Below are 17,764 nucleotides of genomic sequence, written 5' to 3' on the forward strand. Positions count from 1 at the left end.
TGCGGGTGCTGACCCGTAATTCATATCACGGTATGGATAACCGCGGAAGAGGTGTCTCGTCTCTGTGTGCCGCGCGGCCAGGGCGGGCTCGCCGCGCGGTCAGGGCGGGCTCGCCGCACGGTCAGGGTCTGCTTCGGGAAACGGTCAGAGCTGGCTGCCGGGTACGGCGAACGCGTCGCAGCTGCCGAGGCCCTCGTTGTAGCCGCTGGTGAACCAGCGCTGACGCTGCTCGCTCGTGCCGTGCGTGAAGCTTTCGGGGTTGACGAAGCCCGACTGCTGTTGGATGTAGTCGTCGCCGACGACGAATGCCGCGTTGAGGGCGTCGTCGAGCTGCTTCTGCGTCGGCGGCTCGAGGTACGGAGTGCCGTTGTCGTCGGTGAGCGTGGTGACGTCGCCGAGCCACGCTCCGGCGTAGCAGTCGGCCTGAAGCTCCGTGCGCACACCGTTGCTCTCCGGTCCGGTGCCGTTGTTCGGGTACTTCTCCATCGTGCCGGTGATGTTCTGGATGTGGTGGCCCCACTCGTGCCCGACGATGTAGAGCTGCGCGAGGTCGTCGGCGGAGGCGCCGAACTGCTGGCGCATGACGTCGAAGAACGACGGGTCGATGTAGACCCCGCGCTCGGGTGGGCAGTAGAAGGGGCCGACCGCGTTCGAGGCTGTGCCGCACTGGGTGGGTGTCTGACCGTCGACGATCGTCAGGCGCGGCGGGGTGTACCCTTCGACATTCTGCGCCCAGTAGTCGTCGAGGACGACCTGTGCGCCGGCCATCCGGCAGTCGGTCGAGCGGTTGGCGTCCTCGCCGGTGTCGCACTGGAGCATCGCCGCTTCGTTCGAGGTTCCCTGCTGCTCGCCGCTGTCGAGCATCGTGCTGCCCATGAGCCCTGTGAGGTCGACGCCGAGGAGGGGACCGATGAGGAAGACGAGGAGGCCGACCACACCGACACCGCCTCCGGCGATCGCCGTATTCCGGCCGCGGCGGCTCGTCCGGTTGGTGCTGATGTCAGCGTTCGGGTTGAAGGTCATGGCAATAAGATACCCAACGTGCCCTGATATCTGGGCAACCATGTGAGAATCGTTCCATGAGCACTCAACCGGCGACCACCTCGGCGGGGATCCTCGCCCGCCTGAGCCCCCACGGTCGCCTCGTCGGCCTCGATGCCGCCCGCGGACTCGCGCTGCTGACGATGATGATCACGCACATCTTCCCCCTCACCGATGAGGCGATGCCGACGTGGGCGACGGTCTTCTCCGGTCGGGCCTCGGCGCTCTTCGCGGTGCTCGCGGGGTGTTCGCTGGTGCTCTCGACGCGGAGCACGCTGGCTGCGACCGGGCGTCTGCGCGACGTCGCGCCGGGTGTGCTCGTCCGAGCGGCCTCGATCATCGTCATCGGCCTGTTCCTCGGTGCGATCACGACGAACCTCGCCGTCATCCTCGTCAACTACGGGGTGATGTTCGGCATCGCCCTCCTCTTCCTCCGCCTGCGGGCCTGGGCGCTGTTCACGCTCGCCGGCGTATGGATGGTGGTCAGCCCGATCGTCTCGATGTGGCTGCGAAGCAGCTTCGGCCTGGAGCCCTCATACCTGCCGATGTCGTGGACCGACCTCGGATCCCTGGAGAACGCGGCACTCGAACTCGTCCTCACCGGGTACTATCCGATCCTCCAATGGATGGCGTACATCCTCCTCGGCATGGCGGTGGCGAAGATCGACATCGGCAAGCACCTCACTGCGCTGTTCGTCGCAGGAGTCGCGCTCTTCCTCATCGGCCGCGGAGCGTCGTGGCTGCTCCTCAACGTCGCCGGCGGCCTGCAGGAGCTCGAAGCCGTCGCCGCGGCCAGCGGCGCCGACCTGACAGCGGCGCTGTACGTCAACAGCTACGGCGTCACCCCGCCGGACTCATGGTGGTGGCTGGCGATCGCGGGACCGCATTCGGCCACGCCCTTCGACCTCATCTCCACCGCCGGCACTTCGCTTGCGGCGATCGCCGTCTGCCAGGCCGCCGCGATTCTGCTGGGTAGGCGGTCATGGCTCCTCGCTCCCCTCAGCGCACCGGGGTCGATGCCGCTGACGGTCTACGCCGCTCACGTCATCCTCGTCGAGATCACGCACCCGTACTTCCAGCCCGCGCCGATGGTCGAGTCGGGCGACCCCGTCAAGCTGACGACGGAGTACGCCATCCATGCGGTGAGCTTCATCGTCTTCGCGATCGTGTGGAAGCTCTTCGTCAGCCCGCGCGGACCGCTCGAAGGGGTGATCGCCTCGCTCGTCAAAGCGGTCAGTCCGAAACGACCGGAGCGAGAGGAGTCCCGCGAGGGGTCCGGCGGAGTCTGAGCCGCGAGGCCTGAGCCCTCGGAAACCTCCGTGCAGACGTCAGTCCCGACGCGCAGGCTTCAGGCCCGGCCAGTCCGCTCCATCGTGATCGCCTTGCGCATCGTCGACCGGGCTCGCCTGCGGTCGCCGCTCGCGTCGTAGGCACACGAGAGACGGAACCATGAACGCCAGTCCTCGGGTGCGGCCTCGGCCTCCGACTGGTACTGGGCGAAGGCTTCGTCGGCGGCCTCCTGGACGATCCGGCCGCCCGGTGTGCGGGGCAGGTCGTCGACGGGCAGGCCGCCCTCGGCTTCGAGGATCCGGGCGAGCTTCTCCATGCGCGCGCCGAAGAGGAGCTCCATGATGAGCGCCCAGGCACCGACGACGGGCAGGACGAAGAGCGCCACCCCCATGAGCTTGGGGACGAGGTCGGGTTCGCGGATGAGGATCCACGCCCGCTGTCCCATGATGACGAAGTAGAACGCCAGGAGGACGGAGACGACGATCGCTCCGATCTTCGCCTTCGACATCAGAGGTCGAGCATGTTCTCGAGGCCGTGGATGATGCCGGTGCGGTCCCCGATCGCGCGGACCGCGGTGATGATCCCCGGCATGAACGCCGAGGTGGAGAACGAGTCCGTGCGGATCGTCAGGGCCTCCCCTGCCGCACCGAAGTGGATCTCCTCGGAGGCGGTCATGCCGAGCTGGCGGATGGCGTGGACGTGGATGCCGTCGATGACCGCTCCGCGCGCACCGTCAGGATCGGAGTCGGTGGCGTCGGGAACGGCTGGCAGGTCGGCGGCCTTCCTGGCAGCGGCGATCCGCTGGGCGGTGTGCACGGCCGTGCCGGAGGGGGCGTCGAGCTTGCGGGGATGGTGGATCTCGACGACCTCGGCGGAATCGAAGTAGGGGGCGGCCACCTCGGCGAAGCGCATCGCCAGCACCGCGCCGATCGAGAAGTTCGGGGCGATGAGCACGGCGGTGTCAGGGTGGTCGGCGAGGAGGTCGCGGAGGCGGTCGAGCCGGTCCGCGTCCCAACCGGTGGTGCCGACGACGGTGTCGATGTCGTGCTCGACGAGGAAGCGGACGTTGTCCTCGGTCGCCTTGGGCACGGTGAGCTCGACGGCGACGTCGACATCGAGGTCGGTGAGCGTTTCGAGCGAGTCGGAGCTGCCGAGCGCGGCGACGAGGTCGAGCCCGTCGGCGTCCTTGACTGCCTCGACGGCCTGCGCACCCATGCGCCCGTGTGCTCCGATGACGGCGACCTTCATGTGCGCTCACTCCCTCTGAGAACCTGCTGTGTCCGGACGCATTCGTCCGCAGGACAGTCTAGCGACTCGGGTTCGGTGCCGTTGTCAGCGATCGAGCCGCGCTCAGCCACCTTCCGGGCACTCGGCAACCTCACGCTGGGTTGCTGAGCGCCCCGGAGGGTTGCTCGGATGGCGGGGTCGACACGAGCAGCACACTCAGCAACCGCGACGTTGCGTCACTGCCGAACCGGGAGGCGGCGACCCGGTGACCGCGGATCGCCGGAGAGGCGGGCGCACACCTCAGTGTCGAAGCGGACGCCGTCATAGAGCAGCTTCTCGCGTTCCCGGCCTTCGACGAGGAACCCGGCAGCCCGTGCGACAGCGGCCGACGCGGGATTGTTCACCCGGTAGCCGAGTTCGAGGCGGTAGACGTCGAGCTCGTCATGGGCGACATCGACGAGGGTGCGCAACGCCGACGATGCAAGCCCGCGACCGCGCGCCGAGGCGGTGAGCCAGTACGAGATCCACGCCGTCGAATGCCGCTGTTCGATGCATGAGGCCATGACATTGCCGAAAAGGTCGCCGTCGGCTTCGACGATTGCGAGCGCCCACCCGGTACCGTCGGCTTTCGCAGCGAGCACGCGGTCGAGCCATTCGCGGGCCCCGGAGATTCCGCGGTCGTCGGGGATATTCGATCGCAGCTCAGCGTCGGCGTTCGCGTAGATGTCGACGAGCGCCTCGGCGTCGTCCGTCGACCACGATCTCACGTGCACGGTCATGGTCTCACCCTAGCGGTGTCGACTCCAGCCACCCTCCGGGCACTCGGCAACCTCACGCTGGGTTGTTGAACGCCCCGGAGGGTTGCTCGAATGTGTGCGGGCAGACCGCGATGGTGCCGCTGGTGCTCCGCAGACACGACGACGGCTCGGACTCCGCCATGGAGTCCGAGCCGTCGCGCGAGCGTGATCGCCACCCACCTCATACCCGGTCGGGGCGAGCGCTCAGATCAGAAGGGCCTCAGCCGAGGAGCAGACCCTTGGTCTGGTTGACCGCGCGGTCGAAGCGGGCACCGGCGTCCTCCCAGTTGACGATGTTCCACCAGGCCTTGACGTAGTCCGGCTTGACGTTCTGGTAGTCGAGGTAGAACGCGTGCTCCCACATGTCGAGCTGGAGGATCGGGGTTCCGCCCTGCTGGATGTCCGACTGCTGGTCGTGGAGCTGTTCGACGAAGAGGTTGCCGCCGAGCTGATCGTAGACGAGCACGGCCCAACCCGAGCCCTGGATCGTCGTCGCAGCGGTCGTGAAGACCTCGCGGAACTTGTCGAACGAGCCGAACTGGTCGTCGATCGCGGCAGCGAGCTCGCCGACGGGCTTGTCGCCGCCGTCCGGGGACATGTTCTGCCAGAAGATCGAGTGGTTGACGTGACCGCCGAGGTTGAACGAGAGGTCACGGATGAGCTTGGGCAGGTTCGCGAGGTTGCCGGATTCGCGCGCCTCGGCGATCTGCTCGACCGCGGTGTTCGCGCCCTTGACGTAGGTCGCGTGGTGCTTGTCGTGATGCAGCTCCATGATGCGAGCCGAGATGTGCGGCTCGAGAGCGGAGTAGTCGTAGGGCAGTTCCGGAAGCGTGTACTGCTCAGCCATGTGATTCCTCCTGAAGAGAATTGATGCCCGCCTGGTCCGGCGGCTTCATTTTCGACCCTATATCAGGGCCTCATCTCGAACAACACACCCATCGACCGCGCTATTCCGGTTCTCACGAGAAATGATCGTCGCGCGTCGAGTCGTCGCTCGACGCCTTCTGCCCCGCTCGTGCGCGGGCACAACCCCACCTGTGCCGGATCTCGGCCCCCACCCGTGTGAGGCCCGCTGCCGCGCCTCACACGAGGTTGCGGGAGATGAGCACGCGCATGATGTCGCTCGTGCCCTCCTCGATCTCCTCGAGCTTGGCATCGCGCATCCACTGCTCGACCGGGTGCTCGCGCGAGTAGCCCCAGCCCCCGAGCGTCTGGACCGCCGCCCACGTGCAGAACATCGCCGTCTCCGAGGCGTTGAGCTTCGCCATCGCCGCCGAGGCGGTCACCCGCTGACGCGGCACCGCGGACCCAGCGTCGATCATCCGCGCCGCATTGAGCACCTGCAGCCACGCCGCGTCGATGCGGGCGGACATATCCGCGAGCCGGAACGCCACCGCCTGATGGTCGATGATCGCCTTGCCGAACTGGGTGCGCTCCCGCGCATAGTCACGCGCGTACTCGTACGCGGCCCGCGCGGTCCCGAGTGCCGCCGCCCCGAGGACGACGCGGGAGATGTCGAAGGTGCGCATGAGCCCGTAGAAGCCCTCTCCCTCCCCGCCGAGGCGGTTGGCCTCGGGAACGAAGGCGTCGGAGAGGAAGATCTCCCGGCAGACGATAGCCCGCTGCCCCATCTTCTTCATGGGCGCCCCGAACTCCATGCCCGGGGTGTCCTTCTCGAGCAGGAACGCGGTGACGCCGCGGGAGCGCTGGGCGGGGTCGGTCTTGGCGAAGACGACGTAGAAGTCGGCGAGGCCGGCATTGGAGATCCATGCCTTCTGCCCGTTGAGGACATAGCCGCCGTCGGCACGGTCGGCGCGGGTGATGATCGACGCCGAGTCCGACCCCGACCCCGGTTCCGTCGTCGCCAGTGCTGTGAATTTCGGGTCGTCGCCGGTCAGCGGCCGCAGCCACGCCTCCTTCTGCTCGGGTGTGCCGAGCGCGAGGATCGGGTCGGCGAAGAAGCCGTTCGAGCATACGAAGTTCCCGATGCCAGGGTCCCCGAAGCACAGCTGCTCCTGGACGAGGCACTGGGTGAAGACGTCGGTGAATCCGCCGCCTCCGTACTCCTCGGGGATCATGAAGTCGGTGATCCCGACCTTCGCAGCAGCCCGGAAGATGCCGACCGGGGACTCGGTGTCGGCCTCGTCGACGGCGCGGGCAGCGGGTCGGATCTCCTCGGCGGCGAAGGACCGGCAGAGGTCGATGACGTCGCGCTGCTCGTCGCTGAGCGGCCAGGGGGTGTAGCTCATGGTTCTCCTTCGTCTCGCCCGGTCGGCGGGCGGTCGATCGTGGGGTCGGGGTCGGCCGGGGTGGGTCGCCTTGGGTCAGGGTCGGTCGTTGCGGGTCAGGGTCAGCCGGTACGGGTCAGGGTCCGAGCATGTCCGCGGCGGCGCGGGAGTCCTCGAACAGGTGGATGAGGGTGGGACCGGGACGCTCGACCGCCTCGGCGAGGGCGGCGGCGAGCTCCTCGGCACTCTCGACGTGGACGCCGTGGGCACCCATCGCCGTCGCGAGCGCCGGGAAGTCGGGGGCGGTGAGGACGACGCCGGACGGGACGTCGCCCCTGTCGGCCATCTCATTGCGGATCTCCCCATAGCCGCCGTTGTCGACGATGACGAGGGTGAGCGAAACCTGCGCCTGGACTGCGGCGGAGAGCTCGGCGATCGTGAACATCGACCCGCCGTCGCCTTCGACGGCGATGACACGCGACTCGGGGGCTGCGATCTTCGCCCCGATCCCCGCGGGCAGCCCGTAGCCGAGGGTGCCGGCACCGGCGGGATAGAGGAAACGGTCGCCGTGTCTGGCCCGCCACCCGGTCTGCACGCCGTAGTAGCAGGCCATCGTCGAATCCGCGGCGATGACCACGGGCGACTCCGAGAGCGCGGTGAATGCGTTGAGCCCCTCGCACAGCGGCGCCCAGGGCGCGCCCTCACGGGCGGCGGCGATCGCCTCGTCCCTGAGTCCGACCCGCCACGACCGTGCTGCGTCCGTCGACCCCGCCTCGCGCACCCTTCCCGCCTGGGCCGTCAGTGCGGCGGTCGCCTCCTTGGCATCGGCGACGATCGGGTGGGTGACGACGGCGTTCCTCAGCATCTGCATCTCGTCGATGTCGATGCGCACGACGGTGCCGGGCAGGGGCAGTGGCTGGGGCCAGAAGTCGCTCGGCGCGAGTTCGGTGCCGATCGCGACGACGGCGTCGGCCTGCCCGAGGATCTCCGGCAGCTCCGGGAGGAACCCGATCGCCCCGAGCACGACCGGATGGTCATCGGCGACGGCGCCCTTCGCGTTCGACGAGAGGACGATCCCCGCCCCGAGCGCCTCGGCGAGGTCGATGACCTCCTCCCCCGCCCCGTGGGCCCCGGCCCCGACGATGAGGAGAGGATGCTGGGAGTCGGCGAGCGCCTCGGCGGCGGACTCGATCGCGGACACGCTCACCTGCGGCAGCGGACGGGTCACGGACGGGTGGAGGACGCCGGGGCCGCTCGCCTCGATGAGGTCGAGGGGGATCTCGATGAACGCCGGCCGCGGCCGTCCCGAGCGCATCACGGTGAGCGCCTGACCGACGGCGAGGGAGACCTCGGGCACGCTCGTCACCCGGTGGCTGTCACCGAGGATCGCCTCGATCGCGAGCGCCTGGTTGCGCACCTCGTGGAGGAGTCCGGTGCCGCGGCCGGGGTGGGTCAGCGGCATGCCGGGGCCGATGAGGAGGACGGGGACGGAGTCGGTGAACGACTGGAGCAGCGCGGTGAGCGCGTTGAGCACGGCTGGGCCCGTGGTGGTGACGACGACCGCGATGTCGCCGGTGGTCCGGGCCGCACCGTCGGCCATGTACCCCGCCCCCTGCTCGTGGCGCGGGGAGACGATGTCGATGCCCTCGGCGCTCAGCTGCGCAAAGACCTCGAGGTTGTGGGTGCCGGGGATGCCGAAGACGCGGGTGACGCCCTCGGCCGCCAGTGCCTTGGCCAGGTGGCCGCCGCCGGTGAGTTCGGTCATGCTCGCATCTCCTCTGAAACGTCGTTCGTGCGGTGGACGGGAGCCGCCGCCGTGGAGGCGGCGTCCTCGCTGCCCGCCTCGGCGTCCTCTCCGGTCGCCTCGGCGTCGTCTCCGGTCGCGGTGAGGACGAGGGCATCGACGGCGATGGCGCCGGATTCGGCGACGCGGACGGGGTTGATCTCGACCTCGGCGATCTCGTTGTTCGCGGCGATGAGCCGGGAGACGGAGACGACGACGTCGACGAGGCTCTCGACGTCGGCCGCCGGCCGGCCCCGCCAGCCCTGGAGCAGGCGGTAGCACGTGAGCTGGGTGAGCATGTCGTGGGCCTCCGCGCGCGAGACCGGGGCGAGCTCGAGCCGGGTGTCGTTGTAGAGCTCGGTCTCCGTGCCGCCGGCCCCGACCATGACGATCGGCCCGAAGTTCTCGTCCTGCCGCCCGCCGACGAGGATCTCGACGACGTGATTGCGTCCGTCCATCTCCTCGACGATGTACTCGCCGGCGCCGAGGCGGGAGACCATGTCCTTGTGCGCTGCCTCGAGTGCGGCGAGATCCCGCAGGCCCAGGGCGATGCCCCCGACCTCGGTCTTGTGCGCAGGCCACCCCGCCTTGAGGACGAACGGCGGGGTGAGCTCGGCGGCACCGACCGCCTCGGCGAGGTCATCACCCTCGGCCACGGTCACGGCACGGGGCACCTCAACACCTGCGGAGATGATCGTCTCGCGCGCCGCCGAGTACCCGCGGCCCCACGGGGTGACGGTGCCCGAGAGCTCGAACGCCTCGGCGATCCGCCCCGCATGGGAGGAGTAGAAGGCGGCGCGGGAGAGCACCCGCATCGTCGTGTCGATCGACCGGTAGCAGGGCACGGCGCGGGCCCACATGTCGGCCACGGCCTGGGAGTCCGCACTCATCGAATGGACGAGCAGCGGCTTGCGGTGCTCCATCGCCGCCCGGCCGAGCTCCTCGACCTCGGCCAGCTCCGCCTCGAGGAGCTCGGGGGTGTTCTCCCCGTAGCACCCGAAGTAGCCGCTGAGGACGACGGCGTCGACGCGCTCGTCGGCGAGGAGTTCGCGCACGACGCGGACGTAGATGCCGAGGTCCGACTCTCCTGCCCCGTCGAGGTCGACGGGGTTCTCGACGTGCCCGGCCTCGGGTAGGAGCGCCTCGACGCGGGCGCGCACGGGCTCGGCTACGGGGTCGACGGTGAGCCCGTGAAGTTCGGCGATGTCCGCGGCGATCGCCCCTTGACCGCCGGAGTCGGAGACGATGCCGACCCGACGCCCGCCGGGCAGCCACGACGAGGCGAAGAAGCCGGCGAGTTCGACGATCTCCGAGGGCGAAGCGAGGCGGATCGCGCCGGCCTTCCGGCACGCGGCGTCGACGGCATCGATCGCCGAGGTGAGCGAGCCCGTGTGCGAGCGCGCGAGTCGCTGTCCCGCATTCGACGCCCCGGTGGTGAGGATCATCGTCGGCTTCCCTGCCGCCCGCAGGCGCTGCATCGCCGCCACGAGGGCCGTGCCTCCGGTGAAGGATTCGAGGTAGAGCGCGACCTGGCTCGTGTCCGGATCGTCGACGAGGGAATCGAGGATCTCTGCGGCGCGGACGTCTGACTGTCCGCCGATCGAGGCGAAACGGGAGATGCCGAGTCCGCTGCGCGCCGAGAGCGTGGCGATCTCCGAACCGAGCTGTCCGCTCTGGGTGACCACGGCGAGCGATCCCGGGGTGAAGTGCCCCCACGCGAGGAGGAGCTCGTTGGCGGAGTCGACGAGCCCGAGCGACCCGGGTCCGATGAGACGGGCGCCGGCCGCGGTGATCGCCTCGGCGAGCTCCTCCGCCTGCGGAACCCGGGTCGAGATGATGAGGAAGGCGCGCACGCCGAGGTCGAGCGCCTCGGTGACGACGCCCGCCACGGCGGTGCCGGGGATGGAGACGACGAGGAGTTCGGGCACTTCGGGCAGGTCGCGCAGTCGTGCCCACGTCCGCTCCCCCTGGATCGAGGTTGCGCGCGCATTGACGAGGAAGACCCGGCGTCGTTCCGCTCCGGTCAGCGCTCCGGCGGCGAGCCAGAACCCCCACTTCGCGGGGTCGTTCGAGGCCCCGAGGACGGCGACGCTGCGCGGATCGAAGAACACGTCCACGTCGGACCTACCTCCCGCCCGCTGAAGCTGTGACAGCCTCGAGCTCGACGAGGTTCGCGTCGACCTTCCGCTGCGCGGCGGCGCGCGGGCTGATGCCCTCGTCCTTCGCCGTGGAGAGGACCTCGCTCGTCAGCGCCCCGAGGGTGTCGGTGATGATCTCCCGGCTCTGCTCCCAGCTGCCGTCGATGTCGCCGAATGCGACCCACCACCACCACGCGTTGGTCGCGGAGTTCGCGAGGAAGTCGGGAACGACGACCACACCGCGCGCGGCGAGCAGCTCCTCCGCCTCGGGCAGGACGGGCATGTTCGCGGCCTCGACGATGTACTTCGCTGTGATCCGTCCCGCGTTCTCCGGGGTGATCGCATAGCTCACGGCGGCAGGGATGAGGATGTCGGCGTCGGCGGCGAGCCAGTCGTCGCGGTCGCCGACCTGGTCGCCGGGGCGCAGGGCGTCTCGGGAGACCCCGCCGAAGGGGTCCCGGGTCGCGAGCAGGGTCTCGACGTCGAGGCCCTCGGGGTTGGAGACGAAGCCGTCGGCATCGGCGATGCCGACGACCCGGACCCCCGCCTCGGCGAGGAAGCGGGCGGTGGCCCCGCCCATCGACCCGAACCCCTGGATGACCGCGGTCGCCCCCTCCGGGGAGCGTCCGTCGGCCGCAAGTGCGGTGAGCGCCGCGGTGGCGACGCCGAGCCCGCCGACGAGCTCGTCCTGGGGCATGCCGTCGACGACGGTGTCGAATGCGGCGAGCGAGCGCCTGGCGGAGTCCTCGGGATCGTCCATGAGCTTCTCGACGGCGGCGAGTCCGCTGCCGAGGGCCCGGCGCTCGAGGATCTCGTCGATGTCGTCCTGGCGCACCCCGAGGTCCTCACCGAGCGCCCAGTACGCCCGCATGATCGGGTTGACGGCGACGAGGAAGCGCTCGAGGACGTCCGTGGCACCCTCGGCGCGCGGGTCGAAGTCGATGCCGCCCTTCGCGCCCCCAAGCGGGACGTAGCGTCGGCCGGGCACGAGGTGGATCGCCTCCTTGCGGGTCATCCCTTCGGCGAGACCGCGGACCTCCTCGAGGGTGCAGCCCTCCCGCATCCGCAGCCCGCCGGACGCGCTTCCCCGCACGAGCGTGTCGATGACGACGAATCCGTGGGTGCCGGTGACGGGATCCTGCCAGGTGATGTCCAAGAACATGGGGCCTCCGAGTCTTTAACTGAACCGCGGTTCAGTAACGTCTGAGACCCAGTCTGACGCGCCGGAGGACCGTGCGTCAAGAGTGCGGTGGGAGTGATTCCCCGGGTGCTCTGCCGCCCGGTGCCGCGGACGTGGCATCGCGGGCGAGGAGGGTGTCAGCGAACTCCTCGACCCACGCGAGCATCGTCGCCCGCTCCTCCTCTCCCGGGCCGACCATGAGGCGGACGGAGAGGCCGTCGAGGTAGGCGAGCAGCCGGGTCGCCGCGACCGCGGCAGGCTCCCCCGGGTCCTCGCCGTCCAGGGCGAACTCCCCGGTGGCGACGCCGTCGGCGATGACTCTGGCGAAGACGTCCTGCCATTCCCGGTCGAGGACGGTGAGCGTGCTCTGGATCTCCGCATCGAAGAGCGCCGAGGACCACGCGTCCATCCAGATCGTCCACGCCCGCGTCGACCCGCTGGGCAGGTACCACGCGAGGAGGTCGGACAGTCGTGCCGTCGCCGGGGCGTCGGTGTCGACGATCTCGCGGGCGCGGTTGAGGTCGGACTCGCCGGCGTGGGCGAAGGCGGCCGCGACGAGGGCCTCCTTCGTCTGGAAGTGGTAGATGACGAGGCTCGCGCTCAGGCCGAGGCGCCCGGCGACGTCGGCGACGCGCAGCGCACGCAGTCCGGTCGCCTCGATCTCGTCGACGGTCGCCGCGAGGATCTCCTCCCGGCGCACCGATGCCCGCTTCCGGCCCATTGCCATCCCCTCGACGGATCCTTGCTCAGTCCCGGACGCTGCCGTCCGGTAGCGGGGCGGAGTGCCCCATGAGCGTCCATCGTACTCAACGGTCGTTCAGGCGCGGGACGGTCTGCTCAGATCGCGACGTCGGTGGGAGGTCCGACGAGGGAGAGCGCCTTGGGCTGGCCGAGCAGCTGTCCGGCCATGCCGCTCACCTGCTCCGGGGTGACGGAGCGGATGCGCTCGATGAGGTCGAGCGGAGGTTCGATGGGGATCCCGAAGATCTCGGCCCGAGCGAGGCGATTCATCCGCGCCGCCGAGGATTCGAGTCCGAGGACCATCGAGCCCGAGAGCTGGGAGACGATCTCGTCGAGTTCGCTGCGACTCGGCGCGTGCTGCGCGAGACGGTCCCATTCGCTCAGCGCGAGGTCGAGGACGGCCTGCCCGTTCTCGGGGCTGCATCCGGCATAGATCCCGAACGTCCCGGTGTCGGTGAATTGGCTGGCGGTGGTGTTGACCGCGTAGGCCAGCCCCCGCTCCTCGCGGATGCTCTGGAACAGCCGCGACGACATCCCGCCCCCGAGGAGGGTGAGCAGGACCGAATAGACGAACCGGTCCGGGTGGCCCTCGGGCAGCCCCTCGCATCCGAGCAGCATCCCCAGCTGCTCGGTGTCCTTGGCCGTGTGAGAGCGTCCGGTGAGGAAGTCCGGCCGGGTCCGCGCCGAGGCGGCAGCGTGGGGATGTCCGCCCCCGACGGTCCCCGGGGTGAGGATCTGCGCCCCGCCGAGGCGGTCGGTCGTCTCCGCGTCCCGGGCGACGGTCGTGGCGAAGGCCCCGGTCTCGGCCAGCGCCCGCTCGACCATTCCGACGACCTCGGCGTGGTCGGCTCCCCCGGCGGCGGCGATGATGAGCCGGCGGGGCACGTACGTCGACGCGTAGTGGTCGAGGAGGGTGTGGTGTCCGAGGACGCGGATCTGCTCCTTCGTCGCGCCCACCGGGCGGGCGAGGGGGTGGTCGCCGAAGACGAGGGTGTCGAAGTCCTCGAAGAGGACATCGCCGGGATCGTCGGCGGCCATGGCGAGCTCTTCGATGATGACGCCGCGCTCACGCTCGAACTCGGCGCTCTCGAGGGTGGAGTCCGAGACCATGTCGAGCAGGAGCGCGGTGATGTCGGGCAGGTCGGTGACGAGGCACCGCGAGTAGTAGCAGGTGAATTCCTTCGCCGTGATCGCGTTCGAGTCCCCGCCGGTGCGGTCGAAGGCGGCGGCGATGGCCAGGGCGTCCTTCGTCGAGGTGCCTTTGAAGAGCATGTGCTCGAGGAAGTGGGTCGATCCGGCGGTGTCCGCGGATTCGTCGCGGGAGCCCGCTGCGACCCAGATGCCGATGGTCTCCGAGGCGAGACCGGGCATGTGCTCGGTGATGACCGTGAGACCACCGGGGAGGACGGACCGAGCGATCGGTGCGTCCTCCCCGGTGTGGGCAGACTGGGAGATCAGTTCTCCGACTCCTCGTCCGATCCCTCGGAGTCCTCGTCCTCACCGTCGACGACGGGAGCGAGCGAGAGCTTGCCGCGGTCGTCGATCTTCGTGATCTCGACCTGGACCTTCTGGCCCACGCCGACGACGTCCTCGACGTCCTCGACGCGCTTGCCGTCGTTGAGCTTGCGCAGCTCGGAGATGTGCAGGAGGCCGTCCTTGCCCGGGGTGAGCGAGACGAACGCGCCGAAGCTCATCGTCTTGACCACGGTGCCGAGGTAGCGTTCGCCGACCTCGGGGACCTGCGGGTTGGCGATCGCGTTGATCATCGACCGGGCCGCCTCGGCGGAGGTGCCGTCGGTCGCGCCGATGAGCACGGTGCCGTCGTCCTCGATGCTGATGTCGGCGCCGGTGTCCTCCTGGATCTGGTTGATCATCTTGCCCTTGGGGCCGATGACCTCGCCGATCTTGTCGACCGGGATGTTGACCGAGATGATCCGCGGGGCGGTCGCCGCCATCTCACCCGGGGCGTCGATGGCCTCGGCCATGACGTCGAGGATGACCATGCGGGCCTCGCGGGCCTGCTTGAGGGCGGCAGTGAGCACCGAGGAGGGCAGACCGTCGAGCTTCGTGTCGAGCTGGATCGCGGTGACGAAGTCACGGGTGCCGGCGACCTTGAAGTCCATGTCGCCGAAGGCGTCCTCGGCACCGAGGATGTCGGTGAGTGCCGCGTACGCGGTCTGCTCGCCCTGGTCGGTGGAGATGACGTCGGAGACGAGGCCCATGGCGATGCCGGCGACAGGCGCGCGCAGGGGCACACCGGCCGAGAGCATCGACAGGGTCGAGGCGCAGACCGAGCCCATCGAGGTCGACCCGTTCGAGCCGAGGGCCTCGGAGACCTGACGGATCGCGTACGGGAAGTCCTCACGGGAGGGCAGGACCGGAGCCAGCGCGCGCTCGGCGAGGGCGCCGTGACCGATCTCGCGGCGCTTCGGGCTGCCCACACGGCCGGTCTCACCGGTCGAGTAGGGCGGGAAGTTGTAGTGATGCATGTAGCGCTTCGAGGTCACCGGGGACAGCGAGTCGATCTGCTGCTCGAGCTTGAGCATGTTGAGCGTCGTGATGCCGAGGATCTGGGTCTCACCGCGCTGGAAGAGAGCGGAGCCGTGGACGCGCGGGATGACGTCGACCTCGGCCGAGAGCGGACGGATGTCCTTGAGCCCACGACCGTCGATGCGGATCTGCTCGGTGAGGATGCGCTTGCGCACGATCTGCTTCGTCAGCGCGTTGAGAGCCGCCGCGATCTCCTTCTCACGGCCCTCGAAGCGCTCTCCGAGCTTGTCGAAGAGCTCAGCGAGGAGCTCTTCGCCCGCGGCTTCGCGCTCCTGCTTGTCGGCGATCTGGAAGTTCTCGGTCTGCTTCGCCTCGGCGAGGTCCTTGACGGCCTCGAAGACGTCGTCCTGGTAGTCGCGGAAGACGGGGAACTCGACGGTCGGCTTCGCGGCGAGGTCGGCGAGCTCCTGCTGGGCGCGGCAGAGTTCGGCGATGAAGGGCTTTGCGGCCTCGAGCCCCTCGGCCACGACCTCTTCGGTGGGGGCCTTGGCCCCGGTCTTGACGAGGTCGAGGGCCTGGTCGGTGGCCTCGGCCTCGACCATCATGATGGCGACGTCGTCACCGACCATGCGACCGGCGACGACCATGTCGAAGACGGCGTCGTCGAGCTGCGAGAAGTTCGGGAACGCGACCCACTGGCCGTCGATGAGGGCGATGCGGACACCGCCGATGGGGCCGGAGAACGGCAGACCCGAGAGCTGGGTCGACATCGACGCGGCGTTGATGGCCAGGGCGTCGTAGATGTGGTCGGGGTTGATCGACATCACGGTGACGACGACCTGGACCTCGTTGCGCAGGCCCTTGACGAAGGACGGGCGCAGCGGGCGGTCGATGAGGCGGCACGTGAGGATCGCATCGGTCGAGGGACGGCCCTCGCGGCGGAAGAACGAGCCGGGGATGCGGCCGGCGGCGTACATGCGCTCTTCGACGTCGACGGTGAGCGGGAAGAAGTCGAAGCCCTCGCGGGGGTTCTTACCGGCCGTCGTGGCCGACAGCAGCATGGTGTCGTCGTCGAGATAGGCGACGGCGGAGCCGGCGGCCTGCTTGGCCAGGCGACCGGTCTCGAAGCGGATGGTGTGCGTGCCGAAGCGACCGTTGTCGATCGTTGCGACCGTGGATTCAGGGGTGGTTCCCACGTGATCTCCTTGTTCGGTGCCGAGTCCGGGCGACGGGTGCTCGCCCTGTCGGCGGACAGTGTGGAAGACGCCATGGAATCAGGGCCGGTCATCGATCGGGGCCCACGGAAGGTTCCCTCCGGAGGCCACTACCGAGGACCGAAACGTCCATGGGCGTCCGCCGGTCAGTCTACAGCAGACGCCGATGACGGCCAGTGAGCCTGCTCCCAGGCCCGGAGACGACTCCCAGGCCCGGAGACGACGAACGCCCCGCCGGTGAGGGCGGGGCGTTGGACGAGATCGGATGCGATCAGCGGCGCAGACCGAGGCGCTTGATGAGCGAGCGGTAGCGCTCGATGTCGACCGCCTGCAGGTACTTGAGCAGACGACGGCGCTGGCCGACGAGGAGCAGCAGGCCGCGACGCGAGTGGTGGTCGTGCTTGTGGTCCTTGAAGTGCTCGGTGAGATCGGTGATCCGGCGGGTGAGCAGGGCAACCTGAACCTCGGGAGAACCGGTGTCGCCCTCGTGAGTCGCGTATTCCTTGATGATCTCCTGCTTGGTGGCAGTATCGAGAGCCATGGAGTTCTCCTGACGTATCGTTGCGCGGCGCCGGAACCTGTCTGTTCCAGCCCTATGGGACCGCGGCCGGTGAAAACGGCAGAGATCAGCTTATCAGGTGTGGAGCACCTCGCGCACATCGGCGATGTCCTCGTGCATCTGCGCGATGAGGTCGTCGAGGCCGGAGAAGGCGACCTGACCGCGGATGCGGGCGACGAACTCGAGGACCATGTGCCGGTCGTAGACGTCGAACTCCCCGAACTCCTTGTCGAGCACATAGGCCTCGACCCGACGGTCGCAGCCCTCGAAGGTCGGGTTCGTGCCGACCGAGATCGCGGCGGGGAACGGGTGGTCCTCCCCCTCGAAGCTCGCCCAGCCCGCGTAGACGCCGTCAGCGGGGATGAGGCCCTCGCCGTCGGCGGAGAGGTTCGCCGTGGGGAAGCCGAGATCGCGTCCGCGGGCGTCGCCGTGGACGACGGTGCCCTCGACCCGGTGGTAGCGGCCGAGCTGATCAGCCGCCTCGGCGACATCGCCTGAGATGATCTGGTCACGGATCCGCGACGACGAGTACCGTCCCCCGCGTCCGACCTCGTCGATCGTCACGGTGGTGAACCCGAACTCCTCGCCGAGGCGGCGCAGGGTCTCGATGGTCCCGGCGTTGTCGTGGCCGAAGCGGACGTCGTCGCCGACGACGACGCACCGGCAGTCGAGGCCGTCGACGAAGTAGCGGGAGACGAACTCCTCAGGGGTCTGAGCGGCGAAGTCGAGATCGTAGGGCTGGATGAAGAGGGCGTCGATGCCGGTCTCAGCGATGAGCTGCGACTTCTGGCGCACACTCGTGATCATCTGCGTCGGCGTCTCGGGCTGGTGGACGGTGCGCGGGTGCGGGTCGAAGGTCATCGCGACCGATCGCAGGGAGTGCTCGTCAGCCTCGGCGGCGACGGCGCGCAGCACGGTCTGGTGGCCACGGTGGACGCCGTCGAAGTTGCCCAGGGTGATGACGGTGCCGATGCCGTCCTGCGGGACCTCGTCCAGCCCGTGATAGATCTCCACTCGAGCGCTGCTCCTTCCGTGCACCGACTCAGAGTATCGCAGTGGGATGACGCGTGCGAACC

15 protein-coding genes are annotated in these 17,764 nt (G+C 69.1%); 1 reads left to right on the forward strand and 14 read right to left on the reverse strand.

Going from position 1 to position 17,764, the window contains the following annotated elements:
- Positions 1-144: 144 nt before the first annotated feature.
- The gene (ypfJ, locus tag FJ887_RS17230; protein WP_063249008.1) at positions 145-1,023 is read right to left on the reverse strand and encodes a KPN_02809 family neutral zinc metallopeptidase; all 879 of its coding nucleotides are present in this window, start codon (positions 1,021-1,023) and stop codon (positions 145-147) included.
- 56 nt (positions 1,024-1,079) lie between these two features.
- Between ypfJ and FJ887_RS17235 the strand changes: the two genes are divergently transcribed.
- On the forward strand, positions 1,080-2,330 hold the full coding sequence (locus FJ887_RS17235; RefSeq protein WP_063249009.1) for a heparan-alpha-glucosaminide N-acetyltransferase domain-containing protein: 1,251 nt from the start codon (positions 1,080-1,082) through the stop codon (positions 2,328-2,330).
- A gap of 59 nt (positions 2,331-2,389) precedes the next feature.
- Here FJ887_RS17235 and FJ887_RS17240 read toward each other — a convergent pair whose 3' ends face one another.
- The 13 genes from FJ887_RS17240 to FJ887_RS17300 all read right to left on the reverse strand — a co-directional run bounded on the left by FJ887_RS17240 (position 2,390) and on the right by FJ887_RS17300 (position 17,702).
- On the reverse strand, positions 2,390-2,839 hold the full coding sequence (locus tag FJ887_RS17240) for a hypothetical protein (RefSeq protein ID WP_063249010.1): 450 nt from the start codon (positions 2,837-2,839) through the stop codon (positions 2,390-2,392).
- Positions 2,839-3,579, reverse strand: a complete 741-nt coding sequence (gene dapB / locus FJ887_RS17245; protein WP_063249011.1) for a 4-hydroxy-tetrahydrodipicolinate reductase — start codon at positions 3,577-3,579, stop codon at positions 2,839-2,841. Before dapB ends, FJ887_RS17240 begins: the two co-directional genes overlap by 1 nt.
- A gap of 215 nt (positions 3,580-3,794) precedes the next feature.
- Positions 3,795-4,337: a GNAT family N-acetyltransferase gene (locus FJ887_RS17250; protein WP_009378468.1), complete on the reverse strand. Its 543-nt coding sequence runs from the start codon at positions 4,335-4,337 to the stop codon at positions 3,795-3,797.
- A 238-nt stretch (positions 4,338-4,575) separates the two neighbouring features.
- Positions 4,576-5,202: a superoxide dismutase gene (locus FJ887_RS17255; RefSeq protein WP_009378466.1), complete on the reverse strand. Its 627-nt coding sequence runs from the start codon at positions 5,200-5,202 to the stop codon at positions 4,576-4,578.
- Positions 5,203-5,437: 235 nt separating this feature from the next.
- Positions 5,438-6,604, reverse strand: a complete 1,167-nt coding sequence (locus FJ887_RS17260; protein WP_063249012.1) for an acyl-CoA dehydrogenase family protein — start codon at positions 6,602-6,604, stop codon at positions 5,438-5,440.
- Positions 6,605-6,719: 115 nt separating this feature from the next.
- Complete coding sequence (locus FJ887_RS17265; protein WP_063249013.1) at positions 6,720-8,348, reverse strand: thiamine pyrophosphate-binding protein; 1,629 nt, start codon at positions 8,346-8,348, stop codon at positions 6,720-6,722.
- A complete protein-coding gene (locus tag FJ887_RS17270) occupies positions 8,345-10,483 on the reverse strand; it encodes an acetate--CoA ligase family protein (RefSeq protein WP_101624760.1) in 2,139 nt (712 codons plus the stop codon). The genes FJ887_RS17265 and FJ887_RS17270 overlap by 4 nt, the downstream gene beginning before the upstream one ends.
- Positions 10,484-10,490: 7 nt before the next feature.
- Positions 10,491-11,666 (reverse strand): Glu/Leu/Phe/Val dehydrogenase dimerization domain-containing protein, encoded by a 1,176-nt coding sequence (locus FJ887_RS17275; RefSeq protein ID WP_140955764.1) that lies wholly within the window; start codon positions 11,664-11,666, stop codon positions 10,491-10,493.
- Positions 11,667-11,742: 76 nt separating this feature from the next.
- Entirely contained in the window at positions 11,743-12,411 is a 669-nt protein-coding gene (locus tag FJ887_RS17280; RefSeq protein WP_227007248.1) for a TetR/AcrR family transcriptional regulator, read from the reverse strand.
- Positions 12,412-12,521: 110 nt separating this feature from the next.
- A complete protein-coding gene (locus FJ887_RS17285; protein ID WP_095376487.1) occupies positions 12,522-13,796 on the reverse strand; it encodes a M16 family metallopeptidase in 1,275 nt (424 codons plus the stop codon).
- Positions 13,797-13,879: 83 nt separating this feature from the next.
- Entirely contained in the window at positions 13,880-16,111 is a 2,232-nt protein-coding gene (locus tag FJ887_RS17290; RefSeq protein ID WP_095376486.1) for a polyribonucleotide nucleotidyltransferase, read from the reverse strand.
- A gap of 289 nt (positions 16,112-16,400) precedes the next feature.
- Positions 16,401-16,670: a 30S ribosomal protein S15 gene (gene rpsO / locus FJ887_RS17295; protein ID WP_009378450.1), complete on the reverse strand. Its 270-nt coding sequence runs from the start codon at positions 16,668-16,670 to the stop codon at positions 16,401-16,403.
- 93 nt (positions 16,671-16,763) lie between these two features.
- Positions 16,764-17,702 (reverse strand): bifunctional riboflavin kinase/FAD synthetase, encoded by a 939-nt coding sequence (locus FJ887_RS17300; protein WP_063249018.1) that lies wholly within the window; start codon positions 17,700-17,702, stop codon positions 16,764-16,766.
- Positions 17,703-17,764: the final 62 nt, after the last annotated feature.

Origin of the sequence: Brevibacterium sp. XM4083, assembly GCF_006489205.2 — a bacterium.
In the GTDB taxonomy this organism is placed as follows: domain Bacteria; phylum Actinomycetota; class Actinomycetes; order Actinomycetales; family Brevibacteriaceae; genus Brevibacterium.

Excerpts from the sequence above, each read along its gene's own strand:
- FJ887_RS17275 (WP_140955764.1), bottom strand. The coding sequence starts at position 11,666 with ATGTTCTTGGACATCACCTGGCAGGATCCCGTCACCGGCACCCACGGA.
- FJ887_RS17260 (WP_063249012.1), bottom strand. The coding sequence starts at position 6,604 with ATGAGCTACACCCCCTGGCCGCTCAGCGACGAGCAGCGCGACGTCATC.
- FJ887_RS17255 (WP_009378466.1), bottom strand. The coding sequence starts at position 5,202 with ATGGCTGAGCAGTACACGCTTCCGGAACTGCCCTACGACTACTCCGCT.
- FJ887_RS17250 (WP_009378468.1), bottom strand. The coding sequence starts at position 4,337 with ATGACCGTGCACGTGAGATCGTGGTCGACGGACGACGCCGAGGCGCTC.
- rpsO (WP_009378450.1), bottom strand. The coding sequence starts at position 16,670 with ATGGCTCTCGATACTGCCACCAAGCAGGAGATCATCAAGGAATACGCG.
- FJ887_RS17240 (WP_063249010.1), bottom strand. The coding sequence starts at position 2,839 with ATGTCGAAGGCGAAGATCGGAGCGATCGTCGTCTCCGTCCTCCTGGCG.
- dapB (WP_063249011.1), bottom strand. The coding sequence starts at position 3,579 with ATGAAGGTCGCCGTCATCGGAGCACACGGGCGCATGGGTGCGCAGGCC.
- FJ887_RS17235 (WP_063249009.1), top strand. The coding sequence starts at position 1,080 with ATGAGCACTCAACCGGCGACCACCTCGGCGGGGATCCTCGCCCGCCTG.
- ypfJ (WP_063249008.1), bottom strand. The coding sequence starts at position 1,023 with ATGACCTTCAACCCGAACGCTGACATCAGCACCAACCGGACGAGCCGC.
- FJ887_RS17280 (WP_227007248.1), bottom strand. The coding sequence starts at position 12,411 with ATGGCAATGGGCCGGAAGCGGGCATCGGTGCGCCGGGAGGAGATCCTC.
- FJ887_RS17265 (WP_063249013.1), bottom strand. The coding sequence starts at position 8,348 with ATGACCGAACTCACCGGCGGCGGCCACCTGGCCAAGGCACTGGCGGCC.
- FJ887_RS17285 (WP_095376487.1), bottom strand. The coding sequence starts at position 13,796 with ATGCCCGGTCTCGCCTCGGAGACCATCGGCATCTGGGTCGCAGCGGGC.